The following is a 25,574-nucleotide window of genomic DNA, read 5'->3' on the forward strand; positions in this document are numbered from 1 at the left end:
GGAGCTTCCGCGACATCACCGCGCGCGTGCGCGCCGAAGAGCAGCGCGATCAGCTCCTCCTCGACGAGCGGCGCGCGCGCACGGCAGCGGAGGAGGCCGTGCACCTGCGGGACGATTTCCTTTCGATTGCCTCGCACGAGCTCCGCACCCCGCTCACCAGCCTACAGCTCGCCATTCAATCGCTGGGGCAAAGGCTCGCGCGGGGCATGGACGTCGAGCGCGTGCGCTCCGCGGTCGCCCTCTCGGGCCGTCAGGTCAAGCGCCTCGGCGACCTCGTCGATATGCTCCTCGACGTCTCCCGGATCCAGGCGGGGAGGCTCGAGCTGCACACAACGCCCGTCGAGCTGCGCGCGCTCGTCGACGAGGTTGTCGCCCACCTCGGCGATCAGATCGCGCAATCAGGCTGCGCGCTCGCCGTGCGCGCGGAGCAGGCGGTCATCGGCCGGTGGGACCCGCACCGCCTGGAGCAGGTCGTGACCAACCTCCTCACCAACGCGATCAAGTTCGGGGAACGCCAGCCGATCGACATCGCCATCACCCGGGAAGATCGGGTGGCGCGGCTGTCGGTGACGGACCGCGGGATCGGGATCCCGGCCGAAGTGCAGGCGCAGCTCTTCGAACGATTTCGCCGCGGCGTGTCGTCGAAGCATTACGGGGGGCTCGGGCTCGGCCTCTACATCACCCGCACCATCGTCGAGGCGCACGGGGGCCGAATTCGCTTGTCGAGCGAGGTCGGCCGGGGGTCGACCTTCTGCGTCGAGCTGCCGCTCTCGACCGAGTGCCCGGGGGATTTGTCGTCGTAGCGGTTGCCTCGAGCGGTCTCGACATGCTCGCCGCGCTCGTCGGCAACGAGGAGGGGCTTTGTCGACGTGCTTGCCGCGCTCGTCGGCAACGGCTGGGGGCTCCGTCGACATGCTCGCCGCGCTTGTCGGCAACGAGGAGGGGCTTTGTCGACGTGCTCGCCGGGCTCGTCGGCAACGAGGAGGGGCTTTGTCGACGTGCTCGCCGGGCTCGTCGGCAACGAGGAGGGGCTTCGTCGACATGCTCGCTTGCGGTTGTCAGCAACGGCCGGGGGCTTCGTCGACATGCTCGCTGCGCTCGTCGGCAACGGTCGGGGGCTTCGTCGACATGCTCGCCGCGCTCGTCGGCAACGGCCGGGGGCTTCGTCGACATGCTCGCCGCGCTCGTCGGCAACGGTCGGGGGCTTCGTCGACATGCTCGCCGGGCTCGTCGGCAACGGCCGGGGGCTTCGTCGACATGCTCGCTGCGCTTGTCGGCAACGGCCGGGGGCTCCGTCGACACGGAGCCGTGACCATTCGCCTGTACAGAAACGGCAGCGGACTGTCCATGAAACGCAAGATAAGCAGGCGGATGCATTCTTCGCGGTTGCATCCTCGCCTGAAGCGATGGAGGATGACGACGGATTGACGCTCCGTGAGCGATCTCGGCAGAATCGCCGCGATCGCTCACGGGGGTGAGTCGCGCCCTTCGCGATTGAGGCATTCAGCAGCAGCGAAGCGCGGAGCGCGACGGAACCTGGTCCCAGGAGAGCGGTTTCCTACCCGCGAATGGAACGTCGAGCGCTGCGCGCTCGATGAAAGGAGCCTATGGCGACGAACGCTGATTTGGACTTCGAGACGGCATACGAGATCGGCTGCGAGGGATATACATATCTCTATCCCCTCGTGTTGATGGACGTGACGCGCCGGCAGATGACGAACGTCAAGGAGATCGACCTCGCCGCCTGGCGAGCCCCGGCCAACGTGTTCATGAATAACCCGCGCTTCCCGGGGGCGGCAGACCGCACCGTGGTGCGACCCAACTTCGACACGCTCTATTCGAGCGCATGGCTCGATCTCGTGCGCGAGCCCATGGTCATCAAGGTCCCTGCGTCCGGTGGACGCTACTACCTCTTGCCCATGCTCGACATGTGGACGGATGTCTTCGCCTGCCCCGGCCCCCGCACGACGGGGACAGCGGCCCAGCAGCTCGTCATCGTCGGCCCGGGGTGGAAGGGGACGATCAACCCGGCCCTGAACCTGCAACGGATCGACGCGTCGACGCCGTATGTCTGGATCATCGGACGAACGCAGTGCAATGGTGAATCCGACTATGCCAGCGTGCACGAGTTCCAGAATGGCCTCCAGATCATCCCTCTCTCCGCCTACGAAGCCGGGCAGCCGCCGCCGCCGCCCGAGGGGTCAGACGGCGATGACATCAGCCTCGACGAGCCGATGGACATCGTGGAGGAGATGACGCCCGCGGCGTTCTTCGCCTATGGCGCGGACCTGATGCGCCGGATTCCGGCGCACTTCAACGACTACCCCATCCTCGCGCGCTTGGCGCGGGCAGGCTTCGTGGCGGGCCAGCCGTTCGACCTCAACGCAGCCCCGGCGGCGGTGCAAGACGCCTTCAAGAAAGCGGCCCCCGACGCCCTCGCCCAGATGAAGGCGAAGCAGGTCTCCATCACGCCGATGACGGATGGCTGGACCTACGCGAACGAGTTGATGGGGACCTACGGGACGAGCTACCTCCGCCGCGCAATCATTGCCCTGATCGGTCTGGGCGCCAATCTCCCGGAGGACGCGATCTATCCGGTCGGCTACGAGGATTCCACGAGCACCGCGCTGGACAGCGCCATGCATTACACGCTGCGCTTCGAGGCCGACAAACTGCCACCGGTGAACGCCTTCTGGTCCGTGACGATGTACGACGAGCAGGGATACCAGGTCCCGAACGCCATCGACCGCTTCTCGCTGGGCACGCGAAACAACCTGGCCAAGGGCCCCGATGGCTCCGTGACGCTGTACGTCCAGCGCTCCATGGACGAGGCCGATCCGAGGCGGTCGAACTGGCTGCCGGCACCACAGCAAGGCGCGTTCAACCTCACCATGCGGCTGTACTGGCCGAAGCTGCCGGCGGTCAATGCAGATTGGCACCCACCCGCGATCTCGCGAGCGACCTGAATCTCGACAGGCGGGCGCGGGAGTGGAGGCGGAGTCGAATTCCGCTCCGGTAGCTCTGCGTCCGTCAAATCCTCGGAACCACGGCCTTTGTAGACGGAAGGGCGCCTCGGGTCGCGCTCCCCTGGTGCCTTTTCTTCGGCGTAGCCCGCCAACTCGGGGATCACCTCGACCATGGCGGCACCTCGGGGGCCGGCGGATGCGGTGGAGCAGCAGGAGGACCTTAACCGAAGGACCGGCGGGAGCTTGGATTGCGCTTCCTTGGGTCGCCTGCACCGACGGGTGCTACCTCGGCGCGTGGCCACCGTCATCGCGTCGAGGAGCTTCCCTACCGCGCTACCCGCCAACCGCCGTCTGATACGACACGACCACAAGATCCCTCGTTTCCCCAACCTTCGGCGCCACGAACGGCACGAATCGGGTTTTCTCCCAGACAACCCACACGATCGACGGATCGTCCAGCGACCGATCGAAATGGAAATCGACTCGCGAAGGCAACTTGCCATCCTCGGTCACGGACACGATCTCCGCCACCATCGCCCCGACCGGGACGCGGTCTCCCATGCGCAGCGGGGCCTTCTGCATGTCCCGGAACACGGTCGCCATCGGATCACGGAAAAAGCCGTCCGAGAGGGTCACCGACAGTGTGCGATCGTCCGCGCGGCCGACCTTCAGCGTCCCGCCGACCGCCGTCGAGAGCACGCGGAGCGCCGAAGGCAACGGCGCAGTCTCGTTGACCCACGCCGCCATCACCGTATTCACGATCATGCTATCGGGCGCGCTCACCACCACGAGCGTCCGTCCTTCGGCGCCATCGATCCCCGCGAAGAGCAAGAGCCGATCGCTCGGCCAAACCGCGCAAGCTGGCAGCAGAGAGAGCACCATCCCCAGCGCGAAGAACGCGGCATTGCGATCACGGCGCAGCACGGCGAAGATCCCGCCCCCCACGACGAGCAAGACGAGCAGGCAAATCGACACGAGGCTGCGTGTCTCATTCGGCGGCCAGAGTATCCACACGTCGGCGCGCGGCGCCGCCATCTGCCCGGCGAGGAGCACCGGCAGACGCACACCCACCGCGCGGATGAACGCCCCCGTTTGTCGCAGCGGATCGATGTAGAACGCGCCGCCGGCGGCGCCATAGCGGCCAAGCTTGTATGCCGCGAACCAGACCAGAGCAACCCCGACGTGCGGGAGGAGCGCGACCGCGCGGGAGCGCAGGGGTGCGCGATCGAGGAAGAGGGCGTAGGCGAAGAGATACGCGAGGGCGCTGAGCCCGCTCTCTCCAGAGAACACAGCCCCGAGGAGCGCGAGCGGCGCGAGGAAGACGCCCGGCTTCCAGCCGTCCCGGCGGGCACGATCGTGCGCGACGAGCGCGAGCACGCCGAACAGCGTCGAGAGGACCGCGTGCCTGTTCGCAACCCAGCCGATGTCCGTCGAATGGGCGTCGTCGACCGCGAAGATCAGCGCGGCGATCCCTGCGGCGACCGTGGCGCCGAGCAGCCTTCGATAAAGGAGGGCCGCGAAGAAGGCCGTCGCTGCGAAGACAAGAATGCTCTCGGCGTGCATGAACCAGTGCGCGTTCGGCCAGACGCGGTAATCAAGCGCGTGCCACAGCGAATCGAGGGGGCGGAAGAGCGCGAGCTTGAATCCGTCGACGGTCCACCACGGCCATAGCCCCTGATCGCGGAGGGACTTCAACGCGCCAGGATCGTCTCCAAGGAAGCGGAAAAGATCCCAGTCGCCGCGGGGCCCCCGGGCTGCGTGAACGTCGGATGATACGCCATCCGGTGCACGTGATCGTCCATGAACGCCCCCGCCCCGAGCGTAGGCAGAAGCAGGAGAATCGCGAGAAGCGCGACGAGCAGCGGGACACGCCTGTCTGTAAGCCATCCCTTGACACGGGTCAGCATGGCCACCCTGTAAGAATCCCCCGGCAAAGCCGGGGGGCTGTCGCTCCGCCTGTCCTGATTTCGGCGCGAATCACGTCTCATGTGGACTCTTCGCTCTTCTTGCGAAGCTGAACCAAGTCCTTCAGCGGATCCGTGCGCGGCTTGACCACGCCGGGGCGGGGTAGAAGCCGCCCGAGCTGGCGCAAGTGCCAAACGCGAGGACGTACTTCGGCTCCGGCATTTGCTCGTAGATCCGACGGAGCGCCGGCGCCTGACGCTGGCTGATGGTTCCGACAACCCAAAGGAGGTCCGCCTGACGCGGCGAGAAGCGCGGTATTTCCGCGCCGAAGCGTGCATGATCGAAGCGCGGGCTGGAAAGCGCCATGAACTCCATGCCGCAGCACGCAGTCACGAACGGATAGCAGAAGAGCGAGTACTTGCGCGCCCACCCAAGCATCGCTTCGAGGCGCGTGGTGGCGAAGCCACCGTCGCCGTCGTGGAAGGTCACAGTGCGATTCGTGTTTACCATTGGAGGGGTCCCACGTGTCCAGCAAGCGCACGGGCCGAGCATTCCCCGCATTGAAGGGTCGTTCCACGACGGCTGGCGCGCCGTTCGTTGGGCACATGGTCCACCTCGAGCAGGGCCGCTTCGATGTGTCGAAGAACGTACGACCTCGCGTTCGATACGACCATGACATTGATCGCAACGGTTCCAGACCCTATAGGTCTGAATCATGGGAGCTACGTCATCTGCGGTACTTTGTCGCTGTCGCTGAAACGGAGCACTTCGGAAGGGCCGCCGAGCGGCTTCACATTTCGCAGTCGCCGTTGAGCCGGCAGATCGCCCAGCTCGAGGAGGAGATCGGCGCCAAGCTTTTCATCGCCAAAGGACGCGGGGTAAAGCTGTCCCCCGCCGGCCGTAGCTTCCTGGAAGGTGCGCGCGCCACGCTGGCACGCGCCACGCGCGCGGTCGAGGACGCCCTCGAGGCGGCGCAGGGCCGCATCGGAACGGTCGTGGTCGGATTCGAGGGCGGCATGGCCTACAGCGGCCTGCTGCCCAGGGTCGTGCAGATGTTCCGCGCACGTCATCCGCGCGTCGAGGTGCGCCTCGTGCCGCTACCGAGTGAGGAGCAGGTCGCCGCTCTGCGCGATGGCAAAATCTCGCTAGGGTACGGCTATCATCCGCCGGTAGAAAACCCGCTCGTCCACTTCCGCGTGCTGTTTCGCGATCGTCTCAGCGTGGGAATGTCGAAGAGCCATCGACTCGCCACACGACGCACACTGCGGATCGCCGACCTGAAGAACGAGCGCTTCCTATGGATCCCGCGCAAGCGGAGTCCGCGGCTCTATGATGACGTCATCGCCGCGTTCCGAGCGCATGGCCAAACGCTCGAGATCGCCCACGAGGAGGCGGACAACGAAGCCCTCGTCACGCTCGTCGCGAGCGGCGAGGGCCTCAGCTTCTTTACGGAGAGCGCCGCACCCTTCATCCGAGTTGGAGCGGTCCTCAAGCGGGTTCGTGGCCTGGACGTCGTCATCCTTGGTCGCTCCGTATGGCGCGCCGCTGACGAAGAGGATCCGCTCGTACGCTCATTCCTCGAGATCACGAATTCTGAGCACAGTGCCCGGGAGGTCTCGGATGATCGCCAATAAATGCTCCCCAGCTACAGCAAGACATCATCCCCCGTGGATGTCGCGCTGAACGTCGAGTTTTCTTGCACCAGCTCACGCAAGAACGACAGGACTACCTCTCCCAGGCGCTCGGGTTGTTCAAACGGAAGGCCGTGGCCGGCGTCCTGTACCTGTTCGATTCGTACACGTGGGTTGAGACTCCGCAGTTCCGTTGCCATCTCGAGCGTGACGACGGGGCTACAGTCACCCATGACGAGCAGGCTCGGGACGTCAATCGCGCTCACCACGTCGCGATACGCGGGGTTGGGCGGCGTGAGTACGTCGAACGCGCCCATGCAAGTCTTCAATCTCGCCTCGGCTTGAAGCTCGACGATCTCGGGCGAGCGACGCGGGTGTCGGGCTCGGGCCTGCGCAACGAGGTCCGACTTCTGTAAGCCGAGGGCCTGGCGGTGTTGATCGGCGACGTCGCTGTCGCGCACCTCGCGTTGGCGCTCGGGGCTCAAGAACGTCGGGTCGACCAGGATGAGGCCGCGGATGATCCCCGCCCCTCGACTCGCCACCACCGCGGCGGTCATGCCGCCCATCGAGTGGCCAAGCAGAACCGGACGAGAGAGCGAAAGGCCGCGGATGAGGCCTACGACGTCGCTCGCGTGATCGTCGTACCGGTATCCGTGGTGCGGCGCGCTCGAACCGCCGTGCCCTCTGGCGTCGGGCATGACGACGTCGAATTCACCTTCGAGCGCCCGCGCCAGGGGAGTCCAGCAGGCGCCGCTCCCCATCAATCCATGGAGCAGAACGACGGGATCCTTGGCGCCTCCAGTTCGGAGGTAGTGGATGTTGATGCCGTTCGTTTCGCAGACTTCACGGATCCAGGTCGTCATGGAACTGTCCCTGCCTGCCGCAGCTTCGCAAGTGTGATGAAGTGGTTCAGGTCTAAGTACGCGAAAAATACCGGCATCAATGCTCCCCGCAGTCCGCTCGGCGCGTTGAGTGAACAAACTGGCCATCGTAGATGACGGATGACGACTTCGAGCCCAGGCCGGATCTCAATCAGCCGGTCGGTGGCTTGCCGGTGTTGATCGCCGCTTGAGCATCGAAAGCCCGCTTGTAGGCGGGCCGCGCTTCGCCGCGGGCGACATAGGCGGCCAGGTTCGGAAATTCGTTCAGAATGCCCGATGATTTCAGCCTGAGTAGCACCGACACCATCATCAGGTCGCCCGCGCTGAATGCACCGTCGAGCCATTCGGCATCGCCCAGGCGAGCGGAAAGTTGTTTCAGCCGGTTGCGGACGCGATCCTCGACGAGAGGCAGGCGCTCGTTACTCCAGGGCTTATCGCTCTCCAGGATCCTGGCGTTTCCGAGTTCAAGGATCGGCGGCTCCACCGTGTTGAGCGCGGCAAACATCCACGTGATCGCACGCGCCCGGGCATTGGCATCCTCTGGCAGCAGGCCCGCATGGCGCTCGGCGATATGGAACACGATCGCTCCTGTCTCGAACAGGCCGAGATCGCCTTCCTCATAGGTCGGAATCTGGCCAAAAGGATGAAGCGCCAGATGCGCGGGTTCCTTCATCGCACGGAACGAAACAAGCCGAACCTCGTAAGGCTGGCCCACTTCTTCAAGCGCCCAGCGAACGCGCGTATCACGCGCCAGTCCCTTGCCGCCATCGGGCGATCGTTCAAAGGCGGTAATGGTGATGGTCATTTCGAAGCTCCTCTTGGCGAAAATCATTGGCTGCGGGGCTGGCACGCTGTACATGCCAAAGTCTGCCTAACGTCTGAATGAAGCCGCGCCGCGAAGCGGCGTCGGCCTGAATGAATCGTTAGCCGTCATTCCATTGGCTGACGGATGATTGTCTTCCATTTTTCAGGTGCCGCCTTTCGAATGTCGCTCAGATAGATCTCATGGTGCTTGCCCCTAAGGGCAGAACGGCTTGATATGTAGTCATGCACCCGCTGGATTGTCGGACCTTCCGCCGAGAAGGGGCCTACATGCAATGTTTGCGCACACCGACCTTCTCTAAATGTTTCAAAGCGAATGCCTTCAAGGCCGGGCAGTCCCTTCTTGTCTTGAACGCTGGCAATCGCCGACTGGACGATCTGCTTTGCAGCTTCCGGCGGCAGCATGATCATCATTGTCCATTTCCAGCTTTCCTTTTCATCGCGGTTGAAGCTAGTCAAGTCGTCCGCCCACCACAGGCCTTCAAGTGGCATGACCACGTAGTCGAGTCCCTTCTCCTTCTTCAGTGCAAACTTTATGGTGTATGAAACGGAATAGAGAGCCTCTACTGCCTCTTTGTAACTCTTGGATGTGTTGGGATTCCCTTCGCCATCGACCATCAGAAAGTTGAACGCAGGAACGTCAATTTCGACCACCTCCTTTGCGGAAGGCTTGTACAGGTCTTTCAACTCGCTCTTGAGATCAATCTTGCCCACGAGCCCTCCAATGACGGCGAACGGCCTGCGGGTGAGCCGCGAAACCCGCCGAGGTCGAGGTTGCAGCGTGCCCATGACATTCCTGTTATTCGCAAGACTTCAGTCCTCCACGCGGCGGGCGTCGTTGGATCCAGCTGCTCGTTATGCCGGACATCGGTAGTTGAACCCGACATATACGACTGCCTGACGTAGAGGTGACGCAAGCTCATCAAGCCACACGATGCATCCTTCTGGATTTACCTGTACGCCCGCGTCTGCAAGCGGGATGAACGCATCGGGCACCCACGACAGCAGAATCGAGCGAGAAGACGCCTCAGCGTCGTTGTCCTCGAAATAGGCGACCCAGCTTCCATACGGAGGCGCGTTGTTTACATCGAAGAAGCCGTTTGAAGCGACCTCCGCTGCACCGTCTGCGAGGTCCAGATCCGGGAAGTACACGAGCAGTCTTCCTTCGTGCGCTGAAGGAAGCGCAATTCGGCGCCCTTCGAGCGCGCGGCGCCGATTGTAGGCGATATCTCTAACGCAGTCCCAGCGGTCACGGGGTAAAACTCGCGGGCGGACAGTTTCCTGGCGGAAGCAGTCCTTCGGCGACAAGTGGTCGATGCGCATGGCGCACCAAGTTGCAGCTTCCTTGAGCAGGAGTTGCAGATATTCAAGCCATGATGATGTGTGCGAGAGCTTGAACCCGAACTCGGCTCCGGCTTGTGTCGCGCGAAGGAACCGCTCAGCGTCTGCCTGCGAGGTTATTCGCATCACTCATCCTCTCGGCATAACGCACTGTTCAGCCGCGGGATACACTGCCGAGCGGAGCGAGGCGGCGTGCTCCGTCGGTCTGCAACACGTCGTTGGGCGGTTCTGCCTTCCGATGCGGGTGGAGCTCACCGCTCTCGCAGCGATTTGAGCGCGCGCACCACCGCTGGGAAGCGCGCGGCGAGGGTGCGCTCGATCCATCGATTCCCCCAGATGATCGCGAGCATCAGAGGACCCAGGAGGCAAACGGCTTCGATCGACGTGCGTGCGGCTGGGTAGAGAGCGTAGGCGAGGGCGAGGGCGAGCACGCCGGCGAGCAGCACCACGCCGGCGTGCCACAGCGACCAGCGTGGCCTCGTCGACAGATGCGGCACATAGGGCGTGACCTCGAGGAGTCCGCGCTCCACCGCGGACTTGCAGGCCAGAGGCGGCAGCGCCACGAATAGGTGGTCGTCTCCGTGGGTTTCGACGGAGAACAGGCGCAGCTCGCACCCCAGCGCATGGGCGCGGGCGTTGCAGAGGTCGACGAAATCGAACACATCCATGGTCTCTTCGCTCTCCCTCCAGGCTTGGAGCTCGGCGTCGAAGTCCTCGTCCTCTGGCACGCCGATCATCTTCGGCAGCTCTTCCCAGGCGTCCCCGTCCCGGTGGTCGAAGGTGTGAACCCAGCGCTTCCCCTTGTGAGTGGCGAGGTCGTCTTCGCAGCCGATGGCGGAGAGCAGCCACCGCACCTCCGCGGAGCCGCTCTCGTGGAACTGCCATCGGCCCTCTATCTTGTCGTACTCGGCCCAGGGATCCAGGCCCTCGCCGACCGCGTCCACGAAATCGTCAGGGGAGACTTTGCGGAGCCGTCCCGTCACCGCCGCGAAGTCGGTGAGCCAGGTGGAAAGCCGGTACTGCCGCGCCGCCGGGCGCGCCCCGAAGACCTCGAGCAAGGGGCCGAGGTGGGGGGCCCGGGCCACGAGCGCCTGCTCCACGCCGGCCCGTAGCGAAGCGAGCCTTGCAACCTCGACGACGTTGAGCGCCACGCTCGGGTTGCGCCGGGTGAGCGAGGGGATGGCTTCGCCTGCAAGCGACGTCAGCCCGTGGAGGAGCGCGCTCACCTCGCCGTCCGGCAGGACGCGCCCGTCCACCATCCCGGCGATCCGGAGCTGCCGGAAGCGCTCCGATAGCTCGAAGGCGAAGGCCTCGGGCGCACGCGTGTAAAGGGTGAGGCGCAGTTGAAGCAGGATCCGGTGAACCACGGCGGGCAAACCTAGCAGGTCTCTGCACCCTTTTGCGACTGGCGAGACGCGAGCGCGACGCTTCTGCCGATGGCCCTCTCGCGGCCCCTCGGCTCAGCCCGAGCCGGAACGAAGCTGCCGTCTAGAGGGTGGCTGCCCGCCCAACGCTTCGCGAGAACCCGTCGGGGCAGCCGGTCGGTGTTCATCGCGTGGTCACTTGAGATTTCGAGGACGGTATTTGAGTTGGTCTTCTTCGACCAGTGTTGCGAGATGAGTATCCTTGGCGACACGAAAGAAGTCCAGACATCCGGGTTCAAGGTTGCTTGCCGCCACAACGAAGTAGTCATTTTCGTCGGCAACAATGGAAAACGACACGGGTGGATTCATGCGTTCGGGGAATGATTCGCGATAGCAACGGGCCACCGCGACCTGCACGGCAGGCTCGACCTGAGGCAACTCTGCCCGTGAAGAGAAGGCTTTTCGCCAAGCATTTCGCAACCACTCCAACATGTGCCTGATCACTCCGTTTTTCTTGCGAGGTCAACGCCTCTGTTGATTACGTTCCACCGACGAAGCCTGCCTGGCATGGCCTTATGCTCCGGTTGGTCGGTTTCCGCCAAACGTTTGAGTTCACCCGCGGGCAGAAGCAGGCGAAGCCTGCTTTAGCACGTCGGGTGCAACGAAGGGTCAGGCCTCGGGTTCGTGGCAAACCACTTCGATGTTGTGCCCGTCCGGACCAATGACGAAAGCTGCATAGTAGTTCGCGTGGTATTGCGGGCGCAGACCAGGCGCACCGTTGTCTTTGCCACCCGCCTCCAGAGCCGCGCGATAGAAAGCTTCGACTTGCTGGCGATTCTCGGCCGTGAACGCCAAGTGAAGATGCGCCGGCTTCTCCTCGGTTTGGTACAGGCACAATGAAGCCTTACCACCCTTTGGGCTAAGTTCGACACCGTACGTCGGCGGCCCCTCCGAGACAACAGCTACGCCGAGCGGTTCGAGTGCCTTGAGGAAGAACGCTTTGCTCGCTGCATAGTCGCTGACTCCGAATTTGACGTGGTCAAACATGAGTTCTCCTGAAGTGTGTGGGCCTGCGCGAGGCCTACCGTCTGAATTAAGCCACGCCACAAAGTGGCGTCGACTCAATTGAATCATTAGCCGTCATTCCATTGGCTGACGGATGATTGTCTTCCATTTTTCAGGTGCCGCTTTTCGAATGTCGCTCAGATAGATCTCATGGTGCTTGCCCCTAAGGGCAGAACGGCTTGATATGTAGTCATGCACCCGCTGGATTGTCGGACCTTCCGCCGAGAACGGGCCTACATGCAATGTTTGCGCACACCGACCTTCTCTAAATTTTTCAAAACGAATGCCTTGAAGCCCGGGCAGTCCCTTCTTGTCTTGAACGCTTGCAATCGCCGACTCGACTATCTGCTTTGCAGCTTCCGGCGGCTGCATGATCATCATTGTCCATTTCCAACTTTCCTTTTCACCGTGGTTGAAGCTAGTCAAGTCGTCCGCCCACCACAGACCTTCAAGTGGCATTACCACGTAGTCGAGTCCCTTCTCCCTCTTTAGTGCAAACTTTATGGTGTATGAAACGGAATAGAGAGCCTCTACCGCCTCTTTGTAACTCTTGGATGTGTTGGGATTCCCTTCGCCATCGACCATCAGAAAGTTGAACGCAGGAACGTCAATTTCGACCACCTCCTTTGCGGAAGGCTTGTACAGGTCTTTCAACTCGCTCTTGAGATCAATCTTGCCCACGAGCCCTCCAATGACGGCTAACGCGCGGGTGTGCTGCGGTGCGCCGTGCCGAGCAAAGCGAAGCTCGGCGCACCGTCAGCACCAGCCGCTTGTTAGCCGGCCCTTTCGGTCCCTCCGGAAGTGGTTCGGGCATCGTGACTGCACTCCACCGCATCTCGCCGATGGTAGCAGAAGCCGCGCCCGGGGATCTCCCGAACCACGAAGCCACGCCTTTCGAGAATGGGGCGCACTCTTGGATTCGGGCGCGCGCAACTCGTCGCGAAGACGAGCCACTCGATCTCAGCAGCGCCTCGGCGCTGGGCCAGCCGCACGAAAGCCGGAATCAAAGCCGGCAGCACACCCTCACCCCCGCCGTCAACATGGGCGAGCTCCGTCCGAAGGACACTGCCCTCGGTGGCGAGCGAGAGGAGCACGTCGGCTGTCCCGACTCGTACCACGAGCGGGCGACCGCTCACGGCCTCTGCTTCGAGCTCTGGACCAAGCGCTTCAGGAAGCTCACCGGGATGGAACCCCTCGATCAGAAGTTGTCCGGAACCCGTCATCGTGCGTCGTCCTTTGCGCGGCTAACGGCCTGGCGCTGAGCCGCGGGCGCGAAGCGCTCGTCAGATCCAGCGCCTTGTTAGCCGGGTTATGTACGAACGAGCGCAACAAATTCCGCAACCGACAAAATTTTCGCCTCGCGGAGAACCTGATTGGCAGCCCGCGGCTGGAACTGGAGCAACGCCTCGCGCAATGGCTCATCCTCGGAGACGAAGCAGTTGAGCGTTGGATGGAAGTCGAGCGCCGCGGTATCGCATCCAAAAATCCACGAAACCAGGTGCCGCGCGTCTCCTTTGGAGATGCCTTTGATCTGTTCGAGCTCGCCTTCGAGCGTGTTTGCCTCGTTCCACTCGAACCCAGCGCATCGAAAAGAGATGTCGAGCAGGGTGTACTCGTCGTTCGTCTTTGCACACGGATACGCGAGCCAGCGCACGCCCATGTCGGTAGCGATCGTAATTTTGCGTGCGTCGTTCGCTTCCGCGCGCGTGCGCTTCTCCGGCGTCAGCCGCGGGTTCTGCTGCCCGTGGGCCATTTCCACCTGTACGATCTCGGACATCCAGAGCGATATTTCTGCGGCCCGAGCACGACTTCGCAACTCAAGCAGAGCTGCCTGGTGCTTCCCCAAGTAGCGGCCATCGTCGATGCGAAGCAGGTGATCGATGACAGGATAATCTAGAAAGGCTGCAGGCTTCATCGTACGATTTTCCTCCGGCTAACTGTGGAATTAGCCCGCAGCCGCATAACCACCTCTCCGCGCTGATGATCTACACCCACATCATCGATCGCGACCCCCTGGGCATCGTGAGCCCACTTGATTGATGAGAGGCGAAGGGGCGCTGCGCTGCGGATCGACGCTACAGCCCGCCCCCCCGCGGCGCAAACGTGGCTCGTTGACCAGAAGCTCCCGGCAGCACCCAGGCCCACGGAAGTATGGGTCTCACGACACGGTCCCAATCTGCAAGACAAATCCAGAACCCTTCGACACCACACATCATGCCCTTCTGGGCCCTGCCGATGCTTCGCGCCCGTTCGCGCACCGCTCAAGGACGGGCGTGGCGAGCTTCCTCCGGTCCGGCGAGCCGGGGGCAGCTCCTTGGTCTCGGCGTCGATTGCGTTGAGCTTTCCGACGAACCCGAGCGCGGCGAACGCGCGCAGGCACTCTGGAACCCGGGCGCGGCTTCCCCTTTCAAGCCCTGCGACGTGCGCGCCCCCCACCTCCGCCCGCGCCCGTCTGTCGCGCACTTTGACGGCAGGCACCATCCGCGCCTACCATCGCTCCCCGAGCATGCCGCTCCTGCGCTCCCAAGACGTCGATCTCCGCGACCTCGCGCGCGGCGCGCCCCCGCTTGCAGACGCGTGGGGCAGCCCCACCGGCGCACGCCTCGCCAGGCTGCTCGGCGTGGGCGGCATGTCGAGCGTGTTCCTCGCCGAGGTCGATCCGACAAGACGTTCGAGCGCGCTCTCGCCGCTCTGTCCGCCCCGCATCGCCGTGAAGGTCATGAAGCCGGCCATGGTGTCGGACCTCATGCAAGAGGGGATCTTCGCAGGGCAGCTCGCGCAGCGCGAAGCCACGGCCCTCAGCCGCATCATGGACCGCACGCCGCCCACCGAGTTCGTCGTGGGCTTCTACGGGATGGGCGAGGCGCCCGTCGACGTGCGCGGGCGGACCGTAAAACTGCCTTGGCTCGCGCTCGAGTACGTCGACGGCGGGCCCGATGGATCGTCGCTCGCCGATCGCATCACGCGCGCGCCCGACGGATGTGATCCGATCCGCGCGCTGCGCCTCTGCCGCGGCATCGTCGAGGGCGTGCTCGCGCTCCACGACGAGGGCATCATCCACCGCGATCTCAAGCCCGACAACGTGCTCATCGTCGGGCCCGTCGGCGACGAGACGCCGAAGATCGCCGACTGCGGCATCGCCCGTGTCGCCGACGCGACGTACACGATCGCCGCGCTCACGCGCGAGTACGCAGGCTCCGAGCAGTGGCTCTCGCGCCCCGGCGAGAAGAATCCGCTCATCGGCCCGTGGACCGATGTGCACGCGCTCGCCGCCGTCGTGTGGTTCGTCCTCGGAGGCGAGCACTGGTGCCGCGGGCCCTGGGACAACGGCTTTCTCGTGACCGGCGAGCGCCGATCGCTCGTGACCGCGCCGCGCTTGCATCCGGGCTTCGCCGCCGATCGCGCGACGCTCGCCGAGCTCGATCGTGTGCTCGGCAAAGCCGCCTCGCCGGCCTTGCCCGATCCCTTGCGAAACGAGGAGGCCGCGCGCGCGCTCGCCCCGCGTGAGGCGCCTTCGCGGTTCGACTCCGCACGCGCCTTCGCCGATGCGCTCTTGCCCCTGCTCGAAGCGGCCGCCGCGCGCTGGAAGGCCCGCGCCGCGCGCGAGGACCGCGCGACGACCGCGTTCCGCACGACGCAGGCGCTCGCGAGCCCCGCCGTGACGCTCGAGCCGACCGCGGAGATCGTCGAGCTTCTGCCCGTCGAGATCAAAGGCGTGATGCTGCCGCCGCTCAGGCCCGGCAACGTCGCGTTCCAGCCCGACGGCCGCGCGCTCGTGCGCTTCGGTGGGCGGCTGATGTACCTCTGGGGCCCACGCGCGTTGCCCATCCCCATCGGGCCCAAGGACGCGTCGGTCGTCGCGGCGACGACGTTCGTGGTGCGCGGCCCGCACGCGGGCTTTGCGCTCGTCGGCCCGTCGCATGTGCGGCTCGTGCGGCCGGGTCAGATCGTCCCGCTCGTGCTCCCTCCGCGCGAGACGCCGATCGAAGCGGCACTCGGGGATGGGCAGACGTTCGCCGTCGTCACGGCAGCCGTGGAGGGCGACGAGGACAGCTTGCCCGAGCTCTGGCTCTGGAACGACGAGGGCTGGTCCGCGCCCGTCGCGCTCCCGCTGTCGGGTCACGTGCTCGCTCTGTCCTCGGGTCCTTACGGCATGCTCGTCGTGGGCGCGAACGCGAGGGGCACGCGCGGGCGCGCGCTGTTCGCGAGTTACGACGGACAGACGACGGTGTACGCGACGGGCGTGCAGGACAAACCCGCGCTGTACACGGCGCTCTGCAGCGGCGAGCGGCTCTCGTGGGCCGCGGGCGAGGGCTTCGTGCTCGGCCTGGATCGAGGCGCGGTGATCCCCGAGGAGGTCGAGGCCAAGGATCGGCCCGTGGCGATGGCGCTCGATCCGGTGGGCCTGCCGTGGATCGTGACGATGTCCTCGGTGATGCGTCGGCAAGCAGGCTCGACGTCGCCGGTGTGGCGGACGTACTACGAAAAGGACCCGGGGGCGCCGCCCCTCGTCGGCATCACGTTCACGCACGAAGGGGCGCGTGTCATGGACGCGCGTGGTGGCGGGGCGAACCTCGTGCCGCGGGACATCGGCAGCTGGCAAAGCACGTCCGCGGTGCTCGATCAGAGCTAGGCGCGCCCGATCGCTTGACCACCAACGAAACCTGTGGCTCGACTGCAGGGCATGAAGCGCGCCCTCGCCGTCCCTGCCGCCCTCCTCGCGCTCTGCCTCGCGTCCGAGGCGCACGCTGATTACGAAGTCTGGCTCTGGTCCGAGAACCGCGTGCCGATCGTCCGCGCGGACAAGCCGACGTTCCCCCGCATCGACCTCCGCGTGTACGCCGAGTCGCGCCTGAACGGTCGAAGCGGCGGCCTGCACCAGTCGTTCCTGCGGACGGGCCCCCTGTTTTTCCTGACCGACTTCCTGTTCATCGGCGTCCAGGGGACGATCTACGCCGATCGCCTGGCCACGGGCGCATTCGCGCAGGAGGCGCGTTTCGAGTTCGAGCCGAACTTTTTTGGTCGTATCGGCGATTTCACGTGGAACGACCGGAACCGGTTCGAGGCGAGGTTCCGCGATACGGAGACGAGGTACCGGTATCGCAATCAGCTCCGGATCAACTACGCGCCGAAGGGCGCGAAATGGCTGCCGTTCGTCTGGGACGAGGTGCTCGTGGATCTCTCGGGGCTCGGTCTGAACCAAAACCGCGCGCTGATCGGCCTCGCGCGAATGCTCTCGCCCCAAACGCGCCTCGACGCAGGCTTCATGCTCCGGAGCCGGGAGGATGCTTCGGGGTGGACCCACGACCGGGTCTTTTTCATGTCGCTTTTCTTCGACGTGCCGCCGCCGGCGAAGTGACGCCCGCAATTCCAGCTTTGACGCGATTCTCTCGGAATCGTTCGGCCCGCTAACCGCCGGTCTGCCTCTTGCATTCGTGTACCTCGGGAGAGGTATCACGTATGCTGGCACTCACGTACCATGGTCCAAAGCGGGTTCGCGTCGAGGAAAATCCCGAGCCGCGGATCGAGCATCCGAACGACATCGTTCTTCGGGTGACACGCGCGACGATCTGCGGCTCCGATTTGCACCTGTACAACGGCTACATCCCCGACACGCGCGTCGGCACGATCTTCGGCCATGAGTTCACCGGCGTCGTCGAGGAGGTCGGCCCCTCGGTCGCGAGCCTCTCGCGCGGCGATCGTGTGGTCGTGCCCTTCAACATCGCCTGCGGCACGTGTTTCTTCTGCCAGCGCGAGCGGACCTCGCTTTGCGACAACACGAATCCGCTGACGAAGGTCGTGGGCGGCGTGTTCGGGTATTCCCACACGACCGGCGGCTACCAGGGCGGACAGGCCGAACTCGTGCGGGTCCCGTTCGCCGACGTCGGGCCGATGAAGATCCCGAACGACCTCTCCGACGAGGATGTGCTGTTTCTTTCGGATATCCTCCCCACCGGATACCAGGCTGCGGAAATGGGCGACATCACGCCCGAGGACACCGTGGCCGTCTTCGGCTGCGGGCCCGTTGGGCTCTTCACGCAAAGGAGCGCGTGGATCCTTGGCGCGCGCAGGGTCATCGCCATCGACTCCATCGATGACCGCCTCGCGTTCGCCCGGACGTACAATGCGGTGGAGACCATCAATTTCAAGGAGCACCCCGACGTCGTTTCGCGGCTGCTCGAAATGACGGAGGGTCGTGGCCCGGACGTGTGCATCGAAGCCGTCGGCCTCGAAGCCAAAGGGTCCCTTTTGCACGGCGTCCTGGGCAAAGCGCTCCGCGTCCAGGCCGGATCGCCCGTGGCCCTGAACTGGGCGATCCAGGCGGTGCGGCGCGGCGGCAGGGTCTCCATCATCGGCGTCTACGGGCCGCCGTGGAACCTCGTGGACGTGGGCAGCGCGATGAACAAAGGCCTGACGATCAAAGCAGGTCAATGCGACGTCAAGCGCTACATGCCCCGCCTCGTCGAGCACATCCGGCAGGGCCGCATCGACCCGAAGGCGCTCATCAGCCATCGCGTGCCGCTCGAGGAGGCCGCCGAGATGTATCGCCTCTTCAATGCCCGCAAGGACGGGGTCCTCAAGGTGGCGCTCATTCCGCCAGGGACCAAGTGACTTTCCAGAAGGGAGGCGAAGATGCAAAGGAAGGAACATCGACCGAATGACCTGCCCTTTTGGGGCGCCGACCGCGACCTGATGGACAGGCCGGGCGTACCGCGCGAGACGTCACCGCGCCCGATGGGCAACGCGCACTGGATCCAGCCCGAACAGCAGCCTCTCGACGAGGCGGCGCGGACGCGGCCGGAGATGGAGACGACCCGCACGACGCCCGTCTTCAGCACGGCGCTGCCGCCGCGTGGTCTCTCGGGCAGGCTGCGCCTCATTGCGTATGCGATTCCCGACCATCGCGTGAGCCACTGGATGCTCCGCATCGCCGCCGATCGGGTGGACGTGGTGCAGGACCTCTTCCGGCGCACGCGCACCTAGCTCGATCCCGCGTCAGCTCCATTTGACACGCCGCCCTGGCCTCGTGACAATGTCCGCCCTGGCATGTCGAGCGCCCTGCCCGAAGCCGTCCGTCGGCTGACCGATCTCCCCGATGCCGAGCGGCGCATCGGGGCGTTCTGGCTCGTACGGCAACTCGGTCGCGGCGGCTTCGCGCCGGTTTGGCTGGCCGAAGAGACCGCGGGCACGACGAAGCTAAGGCTCTCGGCGGTCAAGCTCTTTTCGCTCGACGCGGGCGGCGAGGCGGGCCGGCAAGCGATCATCGACGAGGCCGCCCGGCTCTGCCGCGTCGAGCACCCGAACGTCGTGCGCTTCTACCAGCTCCCCGTCGACGAGACGCGCGGCGTGATCGGCCTCGCGATGGAGTACGTCGCGGGCGAGTCGCTCGGCGAGCGGCTGCGCGACAAGCAGACGCTGTCCGTGCGCGAGACGATCGACGCCGGCATCGCGATCGCCTCGGCGCTCGTCGCGGTCCACGGCGCCGGGCTCGTGCACCGCGACATCTCGCCCGCGAACGTGGTCGTCGACGCCGCCCTGCTCGGCACGCCCGCGGCGTACAAGCTGATCGATTTCGGCATCTCGGCCGCGTCGACCGCCACGCCAGGACAAACCATTCCCTCGATGCGATCGAAGATCCCGAGCGCGCCGAGTACGCCGCGAGATCGCCCGAGTGATCGAGGCTTTCGCTCGCCGCTCGAAGCGATCGGGGGAAAACGCGGGTTCGTCGATCCAGTCTGCTGGCGTGCTCTCTCGCCCGCGACGAGCGCGAGTGATCTCTATGCGCTCGGCGCGGTGCTCTTCGTTTGCCTCGTCGGTCGGACGCCCGCGGCGGGCCGGGGCTCGCTCGACGAGGACGTCCTCCACGGGCGAAAAGAGCCGCCGCGCCTCGCCGAGCTCGTGTCGGAACTCCCGGCCTCGCTCGGCGATCTCGTCGACGCGCTGCTCGCCCCCGAGCCGGAGGGGCGGCCTCGATCCGCCGAGATCGTGGCCATCGAGCTCGAACGCATTCGCAGCGCGCTCGTCGGGCGAAGGCGCGCGCTGCCGCCGGAAGAGGACGGCCCATTCCGTGGCCTCGAGCGGTTCGAGAAGGAGCACCGCGACGTGTTCTTCGGCCGCAGGGTCGAGGTCGCGGCGGCGCTCGAAGTCTTGCGCACGCGTGGCCTCGCGGCGCTGCTCGGCCCGAGCGGGAGCGGCAAATCGAGCCTCGCGCGCGCCGGCATCCTGCCCGCGATCGCCGACGGCGCGCTCGGCGGTCCGCGGCAATGGGAGACCGTTTTGATCTCGCCCGGCACCGATCCGCGGCAGGTCCTCACGACGGCGCTCTTTCACATGGGCCTCGATCCGAAGCGCTCGCCCGAAGAGGCGGCCGCGCGCGTCGAGGCGTGGCTCTCGCAGAGCAAGCGCGGGCTCGTGCTGCTCGTCGATCAGCTCGAAGAGATCGCCACGCTCGCGCAGGGCCCCGGCGGAAAGAGCCAGACGTGGACGCTCGATCTGCTCGCGCGGCTCGGCGAGCGTCCCTGGCCGGGGCTTCGCGTCGTGGTGACTGCGCGGCGCGATTTGCTCGATCCGATCCTCGCGCACGAGCAGGTGGGCCGCGTGATCACGCGCGGCGCGGTGCTCGTCTCGCCGCTCGGATCGGCCGCGTGGGGCGAGGTCATCGACGCGGCGTTCGAGAGCTACGGCTACACGTTCGAGGATCCGCGGCTGCGCAAGGAGCTGCTCGAAGCGCTGGAGACGACGGCCGGATCGATGCCGCTCGTCGAGTTCGCGCTGCGCGAGCTCTGGCACAGCCGCGATCGCGCGAGGAAGCTCATCACGCGATCGTCGCTCCGCGCGATCGAGTTCTCCGGGGCGCTCTCGCGGCACGCGAACGAGACCATGGATCGCGCGGTGAAGGAGGCGGGCACCGAGCGCATGGTGCAGCGCATCCTGCTCTCGCTGACGACGCCCGCAGGAGCGCGCATGACGCGGCGGATCGGAGAGCTCGTGCGCGAGCTCGGCCCCGCAGCGCGCGCGGTCGTGCAGGTCTTCGCGGAGGCGCGGCTCGTCCTGCGCGAGACCGAGCGGCGCAAGGACGGCGAGGTCGAGCTCGTGACGCTCGCCCACGAGGCGCTGCTCGTGCACTGGGGGAAGCTCCGGGACTGGGTCGCGAGCGAGCGAGAGGAGCGCCTCGTCATCGAGGATTTCGAGGAGGCCGCGAAGGTTTGGGAGGAAAAACCCGACCCCGAGCTCCTCTGGCGAAGGCGCCGCCTGCTTCTGCTCGAAGAGATCCTGCGGGCGCGGCAGATGCGCCTCGAAGGCGCGGCAAAACGGTTTTACGCGGCCAGCGTCGCGGCGGCGCAGCGGAGCCGGATCATCGGGGGCGTGGTGGGGATCCTGGCCGGCGCCATCGCGCTCGGGGCGGGGACGGTGTACGTCGACCTCGAGGCCCAGCGCGCGCAGGCCGAGGCGGACACGGCCATGGCGAAGGCCGAGGCGGCGCTCGCGCTCGCGCGCGAGGCGAAGGCGCAGGCCGACCGGGAGCGCGCCGTCTCGGGGCAAAAGGAGGCCGAGAAGCGCGAGGCCGAGGCGAAGGCGGCGCTGACGGCGCTGAAGCTCGTGCAGGGCTCGCTCACGCCCCAGACGAAGGCGTCGCCCTCCGAGCCGAAGGAGCCCACGGCGCTCGATTCGAGCGTCGTCCGCCAGCTCGACGAGTACCTCGTCAAGCAGGAGCGCGACAACGCGAAGCTGCCCGAGCCGCTCGAAGACCTCCTGCGCGAGACCGAGCACATCCCGCCGCCCGTCGTCGAACCCGGGCTCACGGGGCCGGTGACGGCATTGCCGCAGCCGCGCGGCGGGCCCGTGGCGCGGTCCGTGGTGCTCGGCGAGGCGTACTCCAAGCTCTCGCAGGCGAAGGTGGTCGCGGCCTCCTGCAAGCGCGAGGACGAGGAGCAGCCGAAGGGCAACGGCAAGGTCGCGCTCGTCCTCGATCCGAAGGGGACGGTCTCGGCCGTCTCGCTCGACGAGCGTTTCGTGGGGACGAAGGTCGGGGCGTGCGTGGATCGCGCGTTCCGGCAGGTAATCGTACAGCCATTCGAGGGAAAGCCGCTCACGGTCATATGGTCGTTCGCCATTCCGTGATACGATCGATGGCATGAATCATCGACTTGCTTTTGTTTCGATCGCGACCGTTTCCCTGGTGTTCACCGCGTGTGGTCTCGGGAGTTATCAGCCGCCCACGGGGAACGGGGGCGAAGGGGGAGAGGGCACGAGCGTGGGGGGCGCCGGCGGCACCGGCGGCGAGGGAGGCGGGGCGGTCACCTCGAGCAGCGTCGGCGGTGGTGCGGGGAGCGGCGGCCACGGCGGCGGCGGCACGGGCGGCAATGGGGGGTCGGGGGGGAATTGCAACGATCAGACGCCGCCCGTCTGCTTGAAAGACTGCATGCCTAACATGCTGACGAACGCCGAATGCATCGGCGGCGCGTGGGTGTGCCCCCCGGGCTCGGCCGAGGCGAGCACATGCCCGATGCAGTCCGGTTGCTGCACGACGCCGTCGGAATGCCCGGCGATGTTCACCTGCGTCAACAAGGTGTGCAAGGAGCCGGTGCTCCCCGGGCAATGCTGGACCAACGGGGAATGCACGGAAGCAGAGGTTTGCGAAGGCGCCATCGTCTGCGCCTGCGGGGACACGTGCTTCACGCCGGATACGCCGGGCAAGTGTGTGCCGGCTTGACAACCATGGCCCCGACGCTCACGTGACCGCGCGGTCCCGGAGCCACGCGGCGATCAGATCTTCGAGCCCGCTCGGCCGGCGCATATCGCGGGTCGGTCCCGCAACGCAATTTCATGGTATCATCGGGGGCATGAACCATCGACTTGGCTTCGTTTCGATCGCGTTCGTTTCCTTGATGTTCACGGCTTGCGGGCTCGGGGGTTATCGGCCGCCCTCGGGGAACGGGGGTGAAGGGGGTGACGGGGAAGGCGGCAGTGCGGGGAGCGGCGGGAGCGGCGGGGGTGGCGGTCACGGCGGCGTGGGTGGCGTCGGCGGCGGCCACGCCAGCGGCGGCATGGGCGGTTTCGGGGGCGGGAGCGGCGGAGACGGCGGCACGGGCGGCGTGTCCGTCCCGTGTGGCGCCATTGGGCCGACGTGCAGACCAACCTGCCAATCCGCGGAGACCGTGCCCGCCGTCTGCATGAGCGGGACGTGGGAGTGCCCCGAGGGCTCGGTTGATGCTGCGACATGCCCGGGCTTGGACGAATGCTGCGAGTCGTTTTCGGATTGCCCGCTCACGACCACGTGCGTCATGAACCGCTGCAAGGAGAAGCTGGTGCTGCCGAAGTGCTGGTCCGACGCGGATTGCCTGGGGGGCACATGCGACGGCGCGAGTGTCTGCCCGTGCAACCAGATGTGCTTCAACCCGGACACGCCGGGAACGTGCGTCCCCAAATGAACCGAAGGGCCCCGCGTCAAGCCCCCGCGCGATCACGGAGCCACGCGACGACCTGATCTTCGAGCCCGCCCGACCCGGGAAAACCGAGGTCGACGCGGGCCGGAAAACCGACGTGCCCGCCGCGATCGATCCACCGCACCTCGAGCGGCGGGCGGGCGCCGGAGAGAATGGGCAGGAGCGTGTGGGCCGGGACCATGGGGTCGTGCGCGGCGGCCACGACGAGCGAGGGGACGGCGAGCGTCGCGAGGCGCGGCGCGACGCTCGACTCCCCGTAATAATGGTCCGCGCCGCGGAAGCCGAAGCGCGGGGCCACGATGTGCTCGTCCCAGTCACGGATCGTGGCAATGCGGCGCGCCTCCGCGAGCGGCAAAGGCACGGGGCGGCGGCCGGCGACCTCGGCGTAAATCTCCTTGATGGCCGAGAGGACGTGGCGTCGATACACGAGCCGCGCGGGCTCGTCGATGGCGCGCGCGCCGACGAAGAGGTCGAGCGGAGGGCATACCGCGGCGACGGCGCGGACGCGGGGGTCGAGTGATTCGGTGGCGGCGCGGAGGACGATGTGCCCGCCGAGCGAGTATCCGAGGAGGAGAATGCGCGAATAGCGGCCGAGCTCCGGGCTCGCGAGGGTCGCGTGGAGGTCCTGGGTGATGGCCGCGTGATAGATGTCCTCGCCCGTGCGGTCGGAGCCACGCAGGTTGACGCGCAGGCTCGCGATTCCGGCGGCCTCGGCGGCGGCGGCGGCCGAGAGTACGTAATGGCTGCGGACGTCCCCCCCGAGGCCGTGGACGACGACGAGCAGCGTATCCGACGCCGCGTGGTGCAATCGGCCCGAGAGGCGGACCTCGCCGTATTTCGTGTCCGGGACCGTCAGCCGAAAGGGAACGGAAGCCGAAATGCGGCGCGGCGCGACCGTGTGCCGCGCGACCGGCGCGACGGTGAACCAGTGGCCGAGGAACGAAAATACCCGGTTTTTCCCGTCAACCATACCATTCACGAGATCGCGACCTCCTCGCCGGCGCGATGGCAGCGCTTCCTCCCGTCGGGGCCGAAGACGTAGACGCCGTCCCCCGCGCCGACGCTCACGGCCCGGCGTGGCGAGAGGTCGAGCAGGAGGAGCGAGCGCTGGTTCAGGCCGACGCACGCGTGGTGGCGGAACCTTCGCGCGAGGTAGGCGAGGTTGTCGCGGTCGTCCGTTTGAATGCGCTCCATGCAATGGGGGAAGATCTGGATGTCCTGCACGATGCCGAGGCCGCGGTCGTAGAGCTGGAAATCGCGTGGGGTCTCGGCGAAATCGTCGTACACGATGACGCGCTCGCAGAGGACCATGGCGCCCGCGGAGACGGCGACGATCTGCGCGCCGCGGCGCAGAGCCTCGACGAAGACGTCGCGCAGGCGGAAGAAGCGGAGCGCGCCGAGCAAAAGATCGAGGCGGCCGCCGAAGAGGAAGATGTTGCTCGAGGAGAGGATGCGCGCTTCGAGCCGCTCTTTCGCGGCGCGGAACGCCGGGTGGTAGAGGGCGCCGGCGGCGTCGAAGGCGCGGCGCTCGATATCACCGAAGAGCTCGAAGAGGTGGTCGTCGTTCGATTCGAGCGTGTGGAAGGCGCGCCGGAGCTCGCGCGCGAGGGCGTGGCGGGCGAGCGCGCGCGGGCCCGTGGGATGCGTCATGTCGGCGAGCAGGCTCTGGAGATCGGTATCGGGCGCCTCGGATTTCGCCTCGCGCAGGGTGCGGCGGAAGAGGTCGATCGTGTGCGCGTTGTGCTCGAGGTAAAACCTGCGCGCGGTGGCCTCGGCGCGGCGCAGCTCGCGGAACGCCTCGGCGAGCTCGGGCGCCTCGGCGAGGACTCCGTCGAGCTCGGTCAGCAAGGAGAGGTTCTCGTGGGCGCGATCGAAGCCGTCCTCGAAGACGGAGGGAAAGCCCGCGGCGTTGAGGGCCCGCTTGACGTGCGCCTCGTCGTACTCGTGCTCGGCCCAGCCGGCCGTGACGAGCAGGGTGCGGCGCGCGGCGGCGACCGCCGGATCCTTGTGCCGCGACGTCGCGAGGAATGGAGCCGCGGCCCGGACGAGCCATTCGTCGGACTCGGCATTGCCGTTGAAGAGGATGGCGCCGCGCATGCGGGGCGGAGTGTACACGAAGGCGGCGGCAAGGCGAAGGAGGTCGCGACCGCGC

General features: G+C 66.2%; 24 protein-coding genes. 10 read left to right on the top strand and 14 right to left on the bottom strand.

Annotated elements, in window-relative coordinates:
• The coding region (locus tag KEG38_RS49160) for a sensor histidine kinase (RefSeq protein ID WP_272419735.1) at positions 1-803 on the top strand (803 nt) is incomplete at its 5' end.
• Positions 804-1,607: 804 nt separating this feature from the next.
• Positions 1,608-2,966 carry a DUF1254 domain-containing protein gene (locus tag KEG38_RS49165; protein WP_272419734.1) on the top strand — a complete coding sequence of 453 codons (1,359 nt, stop codon included), beginning with the start codon at positions 1,608-1,610 and terminating at the stop codon, positions 2,964-2,966.
• A gap of 333 nt (positions 2,967-3,299) precedes the next feature.
• Here the strand turns inward: KEG38_RS49165 and KEG38_RS49170 are convergent, their stop codons facing one another.
• From KEG38_RS49170 to KEG38_RS49180, 3 genes are all read right to left on the bottom strand, one after another.
• Positions 3,300-4,661: a hypothetical protein gene (locus KEG38_RS49170; protein ID WP_272419733.1), complete on the bottom strand. Its 1,362-nt coding sequence runs from the start codon at positions 4,659-4,661 to the stop codon at positions 3,300-3,302.
• Positions 4,658-4,873, bottom strand: a complete 216-nt coding sequence (locus KEG38_RS49175) for a hypothetical protein (RefSeq protein WP_272419732.1) — start codon at positions 4,871-4,873, stop codon at positions 4,658-4,660. Before KEG38_RS49175 ends, KEG38_RS49170 begins: the two co-directional genes overlap by 4 nt.
• A gap of 121 nt (positions 4,874-4,994) precedes the next feature.
• Positions 4,995-5,360: an NADH-quinone oxidoreductase subunit B gene (locus tag KEG38_RS49180; protein WP_504970457.1), complete on the bottom strand. Its 366-nt coding sequence runs from the start codon at positions 5,358-5,360 to the stop codon at positions 4,995-4,997.
• A gap of 116 nt (positions 5,361-5,476) precedes the next feature.
• Here KEG38_RS49180 and KEG38_RS49185 point away from each other — a divergent pair, with 116 nt between their 5' ends.
• On the top strand, positions 5,477-6,505 hold the full coding sequence (locus KEG38_RS49185) for a LysR family transcriptional regulator (protein ID WP_272419731.1): 1,029 nt from the start codon (positions 5,477-5,479) through the stop codon (positions 6,503-6,505).
• Positions 6,506-6,516: 11 nt separating this feature from the next.
• Here the strand turns inward: KEG38_RS49185 and KEG38_RS49190 are convergent, their stop codons facing one another.
• The 9 genes from KEG38_RS49190 to KEG38_RS49230 form a co-directional block, all read right to left on the bottom strand.
• The gene (locus tag KEG38_RS49190; RefSeq protein ID WP_272419730.1) at positions 6,517-7,491 is read right to left on the bottom strand and encodes an alpha/beta fold hydrolase; all 975 of its coding nucleotides are present in this window, start codon (positions 7,489-7,491) and stop codon (positions 6,517-6,519) included.
• A 43-nt stretch (positions 7,492-7,534) separates the two neighbouring features.
• Positions 7,535-8,188, bottom strand: coding sequence for a glutathione S-transferase family protein (locus KEG38_RS49195; RefSeq protein ID WP_272419729.1), 654 nt, complete (start codon positions 8,186-8,188; stop codon positions 7,535-7,537).
• A 125-nt stretch (positions 8,189-8,313) separates the two neighbouring features.
• Positions 8,314-8,994, bottom strand: coding sequence for a GyrI-like domain-containing protein (locus KEG38_RS49200; RefSeq protein ID WP_272427905.1), 681 nt, complete (start codon positions 8,992-8,994; stop codon positions 8,314-8,316).
• Positions 8,995-9,060: 66 nt separating this feature from the next.
• The gene (locus KEG38_RS49205; RefSeq protein WP_272419727.1) at positions 9,061-9,672 is read right to left on the bottom strand and encodes a hypothetical protein; all 612 of its coding nucleotides are present in this window, start codon (positions 9,670-9,672) and stop codon (positions 9,061-9,063) included.
• A 125-nt stretch (positions 9,673-9,797) separates the two neighbouring features.
• The gene (locus tag KEG38_RS49210) at positions 9,798-10,913 is read right to left on the bottom strand and encodes a hypothetical protein (protein ID WP_272419726.1); all 1,116 of its coding nucleotides are present in this window, start codon (positions 10,911-10,913) and stop codon (positions 9,798-9,800) included.
• A gap of 192 nt (positions 10,914-11,105) precedes the next feature.
• Entirely contained in the window at positions 11,106-11,402 is a 297-nt protein-coding gene (locus KEG38_RS49215; protein ID WP_272419725.1) for a hypothetical protein, read from the bottom strand.
• 177 nt (positions 11,403-11,579) lie between these two features.
• Positions 11,580-11,957, bottom strand: a complete 378-nt coding sequence (locus KEG38_RS49220) for a VOC family protein (protein WP_272419724.1) — start codon at positions 11,955-11,957, stop codon at positions 11,580-11,582.
• 93 nt (positions 11,958-12,050) lie between these two features.
• On the bottom strand, positions 12,051-12,656 hold the full coding sequence (locus KEG38_RS49225; RefSeq protein ID WP_272419723.1) for a GyrI-like domain-containing protein: 606 nt from the start codon (positions 12,654-12,656) through the stop codon (positions 12,051-12,053).
• Positions 12,657-13,284: 628 nt separating this feature from the next.
• Complete coding sequence (locus KEG38_RS49230) at positions 13,285-13,890, bottom strand: hypothetical protein (RefSeq protein ID WP_272419722.1); 606 nt, start codon at positions 13,888-13,890, stop codon at positions 13,285-13,287.
• Positions 13,891-14,481: 591 nt separating this feature from the next.
• Here KEG38_RS49230 and KEG38_RS49235 point away from each other — a divergent pair.
• From KEG38_RS49235 to KEG38_RS49265, 7 genes are all read left to right on the top strand, one after another.
• Entirely contained in the window at positions 14,482-16,608 is a 2,127-nt protein-coding gene (locus tag KEG38_RS49235; protein ID WP_272419721.1) for a protein kinase domain-containing protein, read from the top strand.
• Positions 16,609-16,659: 51 nt separating this feature from the next.
• The gene (locus KEG38_RS49240; RefSeq protein WP_272419720.1) at positions 16,660-17,334 is read left to right on the top strand and encodes a DUF2490 domain-containing protein; all 675 of its coding nucleotides are present in this window, start codon (positions 16,660-16,662) and stop codon (positions 17,332-17,334) included.
• Positions 17,335-17,435: 101 nt separating this feature from the next.
• Positions 17,436-18,587, top strand: a complete 1,152-nt coding sequence (locus KEG38_RS49245; protein WP_272419719.1) for a zinc-dependent alcohol dehydrogenase — start codon at positions 17,436-17,438, stop codon at positions 18,585-18,587.
• Between the two features lie 21 nt (positions 18,588-18,608).
• Positions 18,609-18,959: a hypothetical protein gene (locus KEG38_RS49250; protein WP_272419718.1), complete on the top strand. Its 351-nt coding sequence runs from the start codon at positions 18,609-18,611 to the stop codon at positions 18,957-18,959.
• Positions 18,960-19,022: 63 nt separating this feature from the next.
• The gene (locus KEG38_RS49255; protein ID WP_272419717.1) at positions 19,023-22,097 is read left to right on the top strand and encodes a serine/threonine-protein kinase; all 3,075 of its coding nucleotides are present in this window, start codon (positions 19,023-19,025) and stop codon (positions 22,095-22,097) included.
• Between the two features lie 13 nt (positions 22,098-22,110).
• Entirely contained in the window at positions 22,111-22,689 is a 579-nt protein-coding gene (locus tag KEG38_RS49260) for a hypothetical protein (protein ID WP_272419716.1), read from the top strand.
• Positions 22,690-22,819: 130 nt separating this feature from the next.
• On the top strand, positions 22,820-23,407 hold the full coding sequence (locus KEG38_RS49265; protein WP_272419715.1) for a hypothetical protein: 588 nt from the start codon (positions 22,820-22,822) through the stop codon (positions 23,405-23,407).
• Between the two features lie 16 nt (positions 23,408-23,423).
• On the opposite strand, the gene KEG38_RS49270 is transcribed toward KEG38_RS49265, so the two are convergent.
• Positions 23,424-24,392: an alpha/beta fold hydrolase gene (locus KEG38_RS49270; protein ID WP_272419738.1), complete on the bottom strand. Its 969-nt coding sequence runs from the start codon at positions 24,390-24,392 to the stop codon at positions 23,424-23,426.
• Between the two features lie 5 nt (positions 24,393-24,397).
• On the bottom strand, positions 24,398-25,519 hold the full coding sequence (locus tag KEG38_RS49275; protein WP_272419714.1) for a Type 1 glutamine amidotransferase-like domain-containing protein: 1,122 nt from the start codon (positions 25,517-25,519) through the stop codon (positions 24,398-24,400).
• Positions 25,520-25,574 lie beyond the last annotated feature (55 nt).

This window comes from Polyangium jinanense, assembly GCF_028435265.1.
GTDB classification, from domain to species: Bacteria; Myxococcota_A; Polyangia; order Polyangiales; family Polyangiaceae; genus Polyangium; species Polyangium jinanense.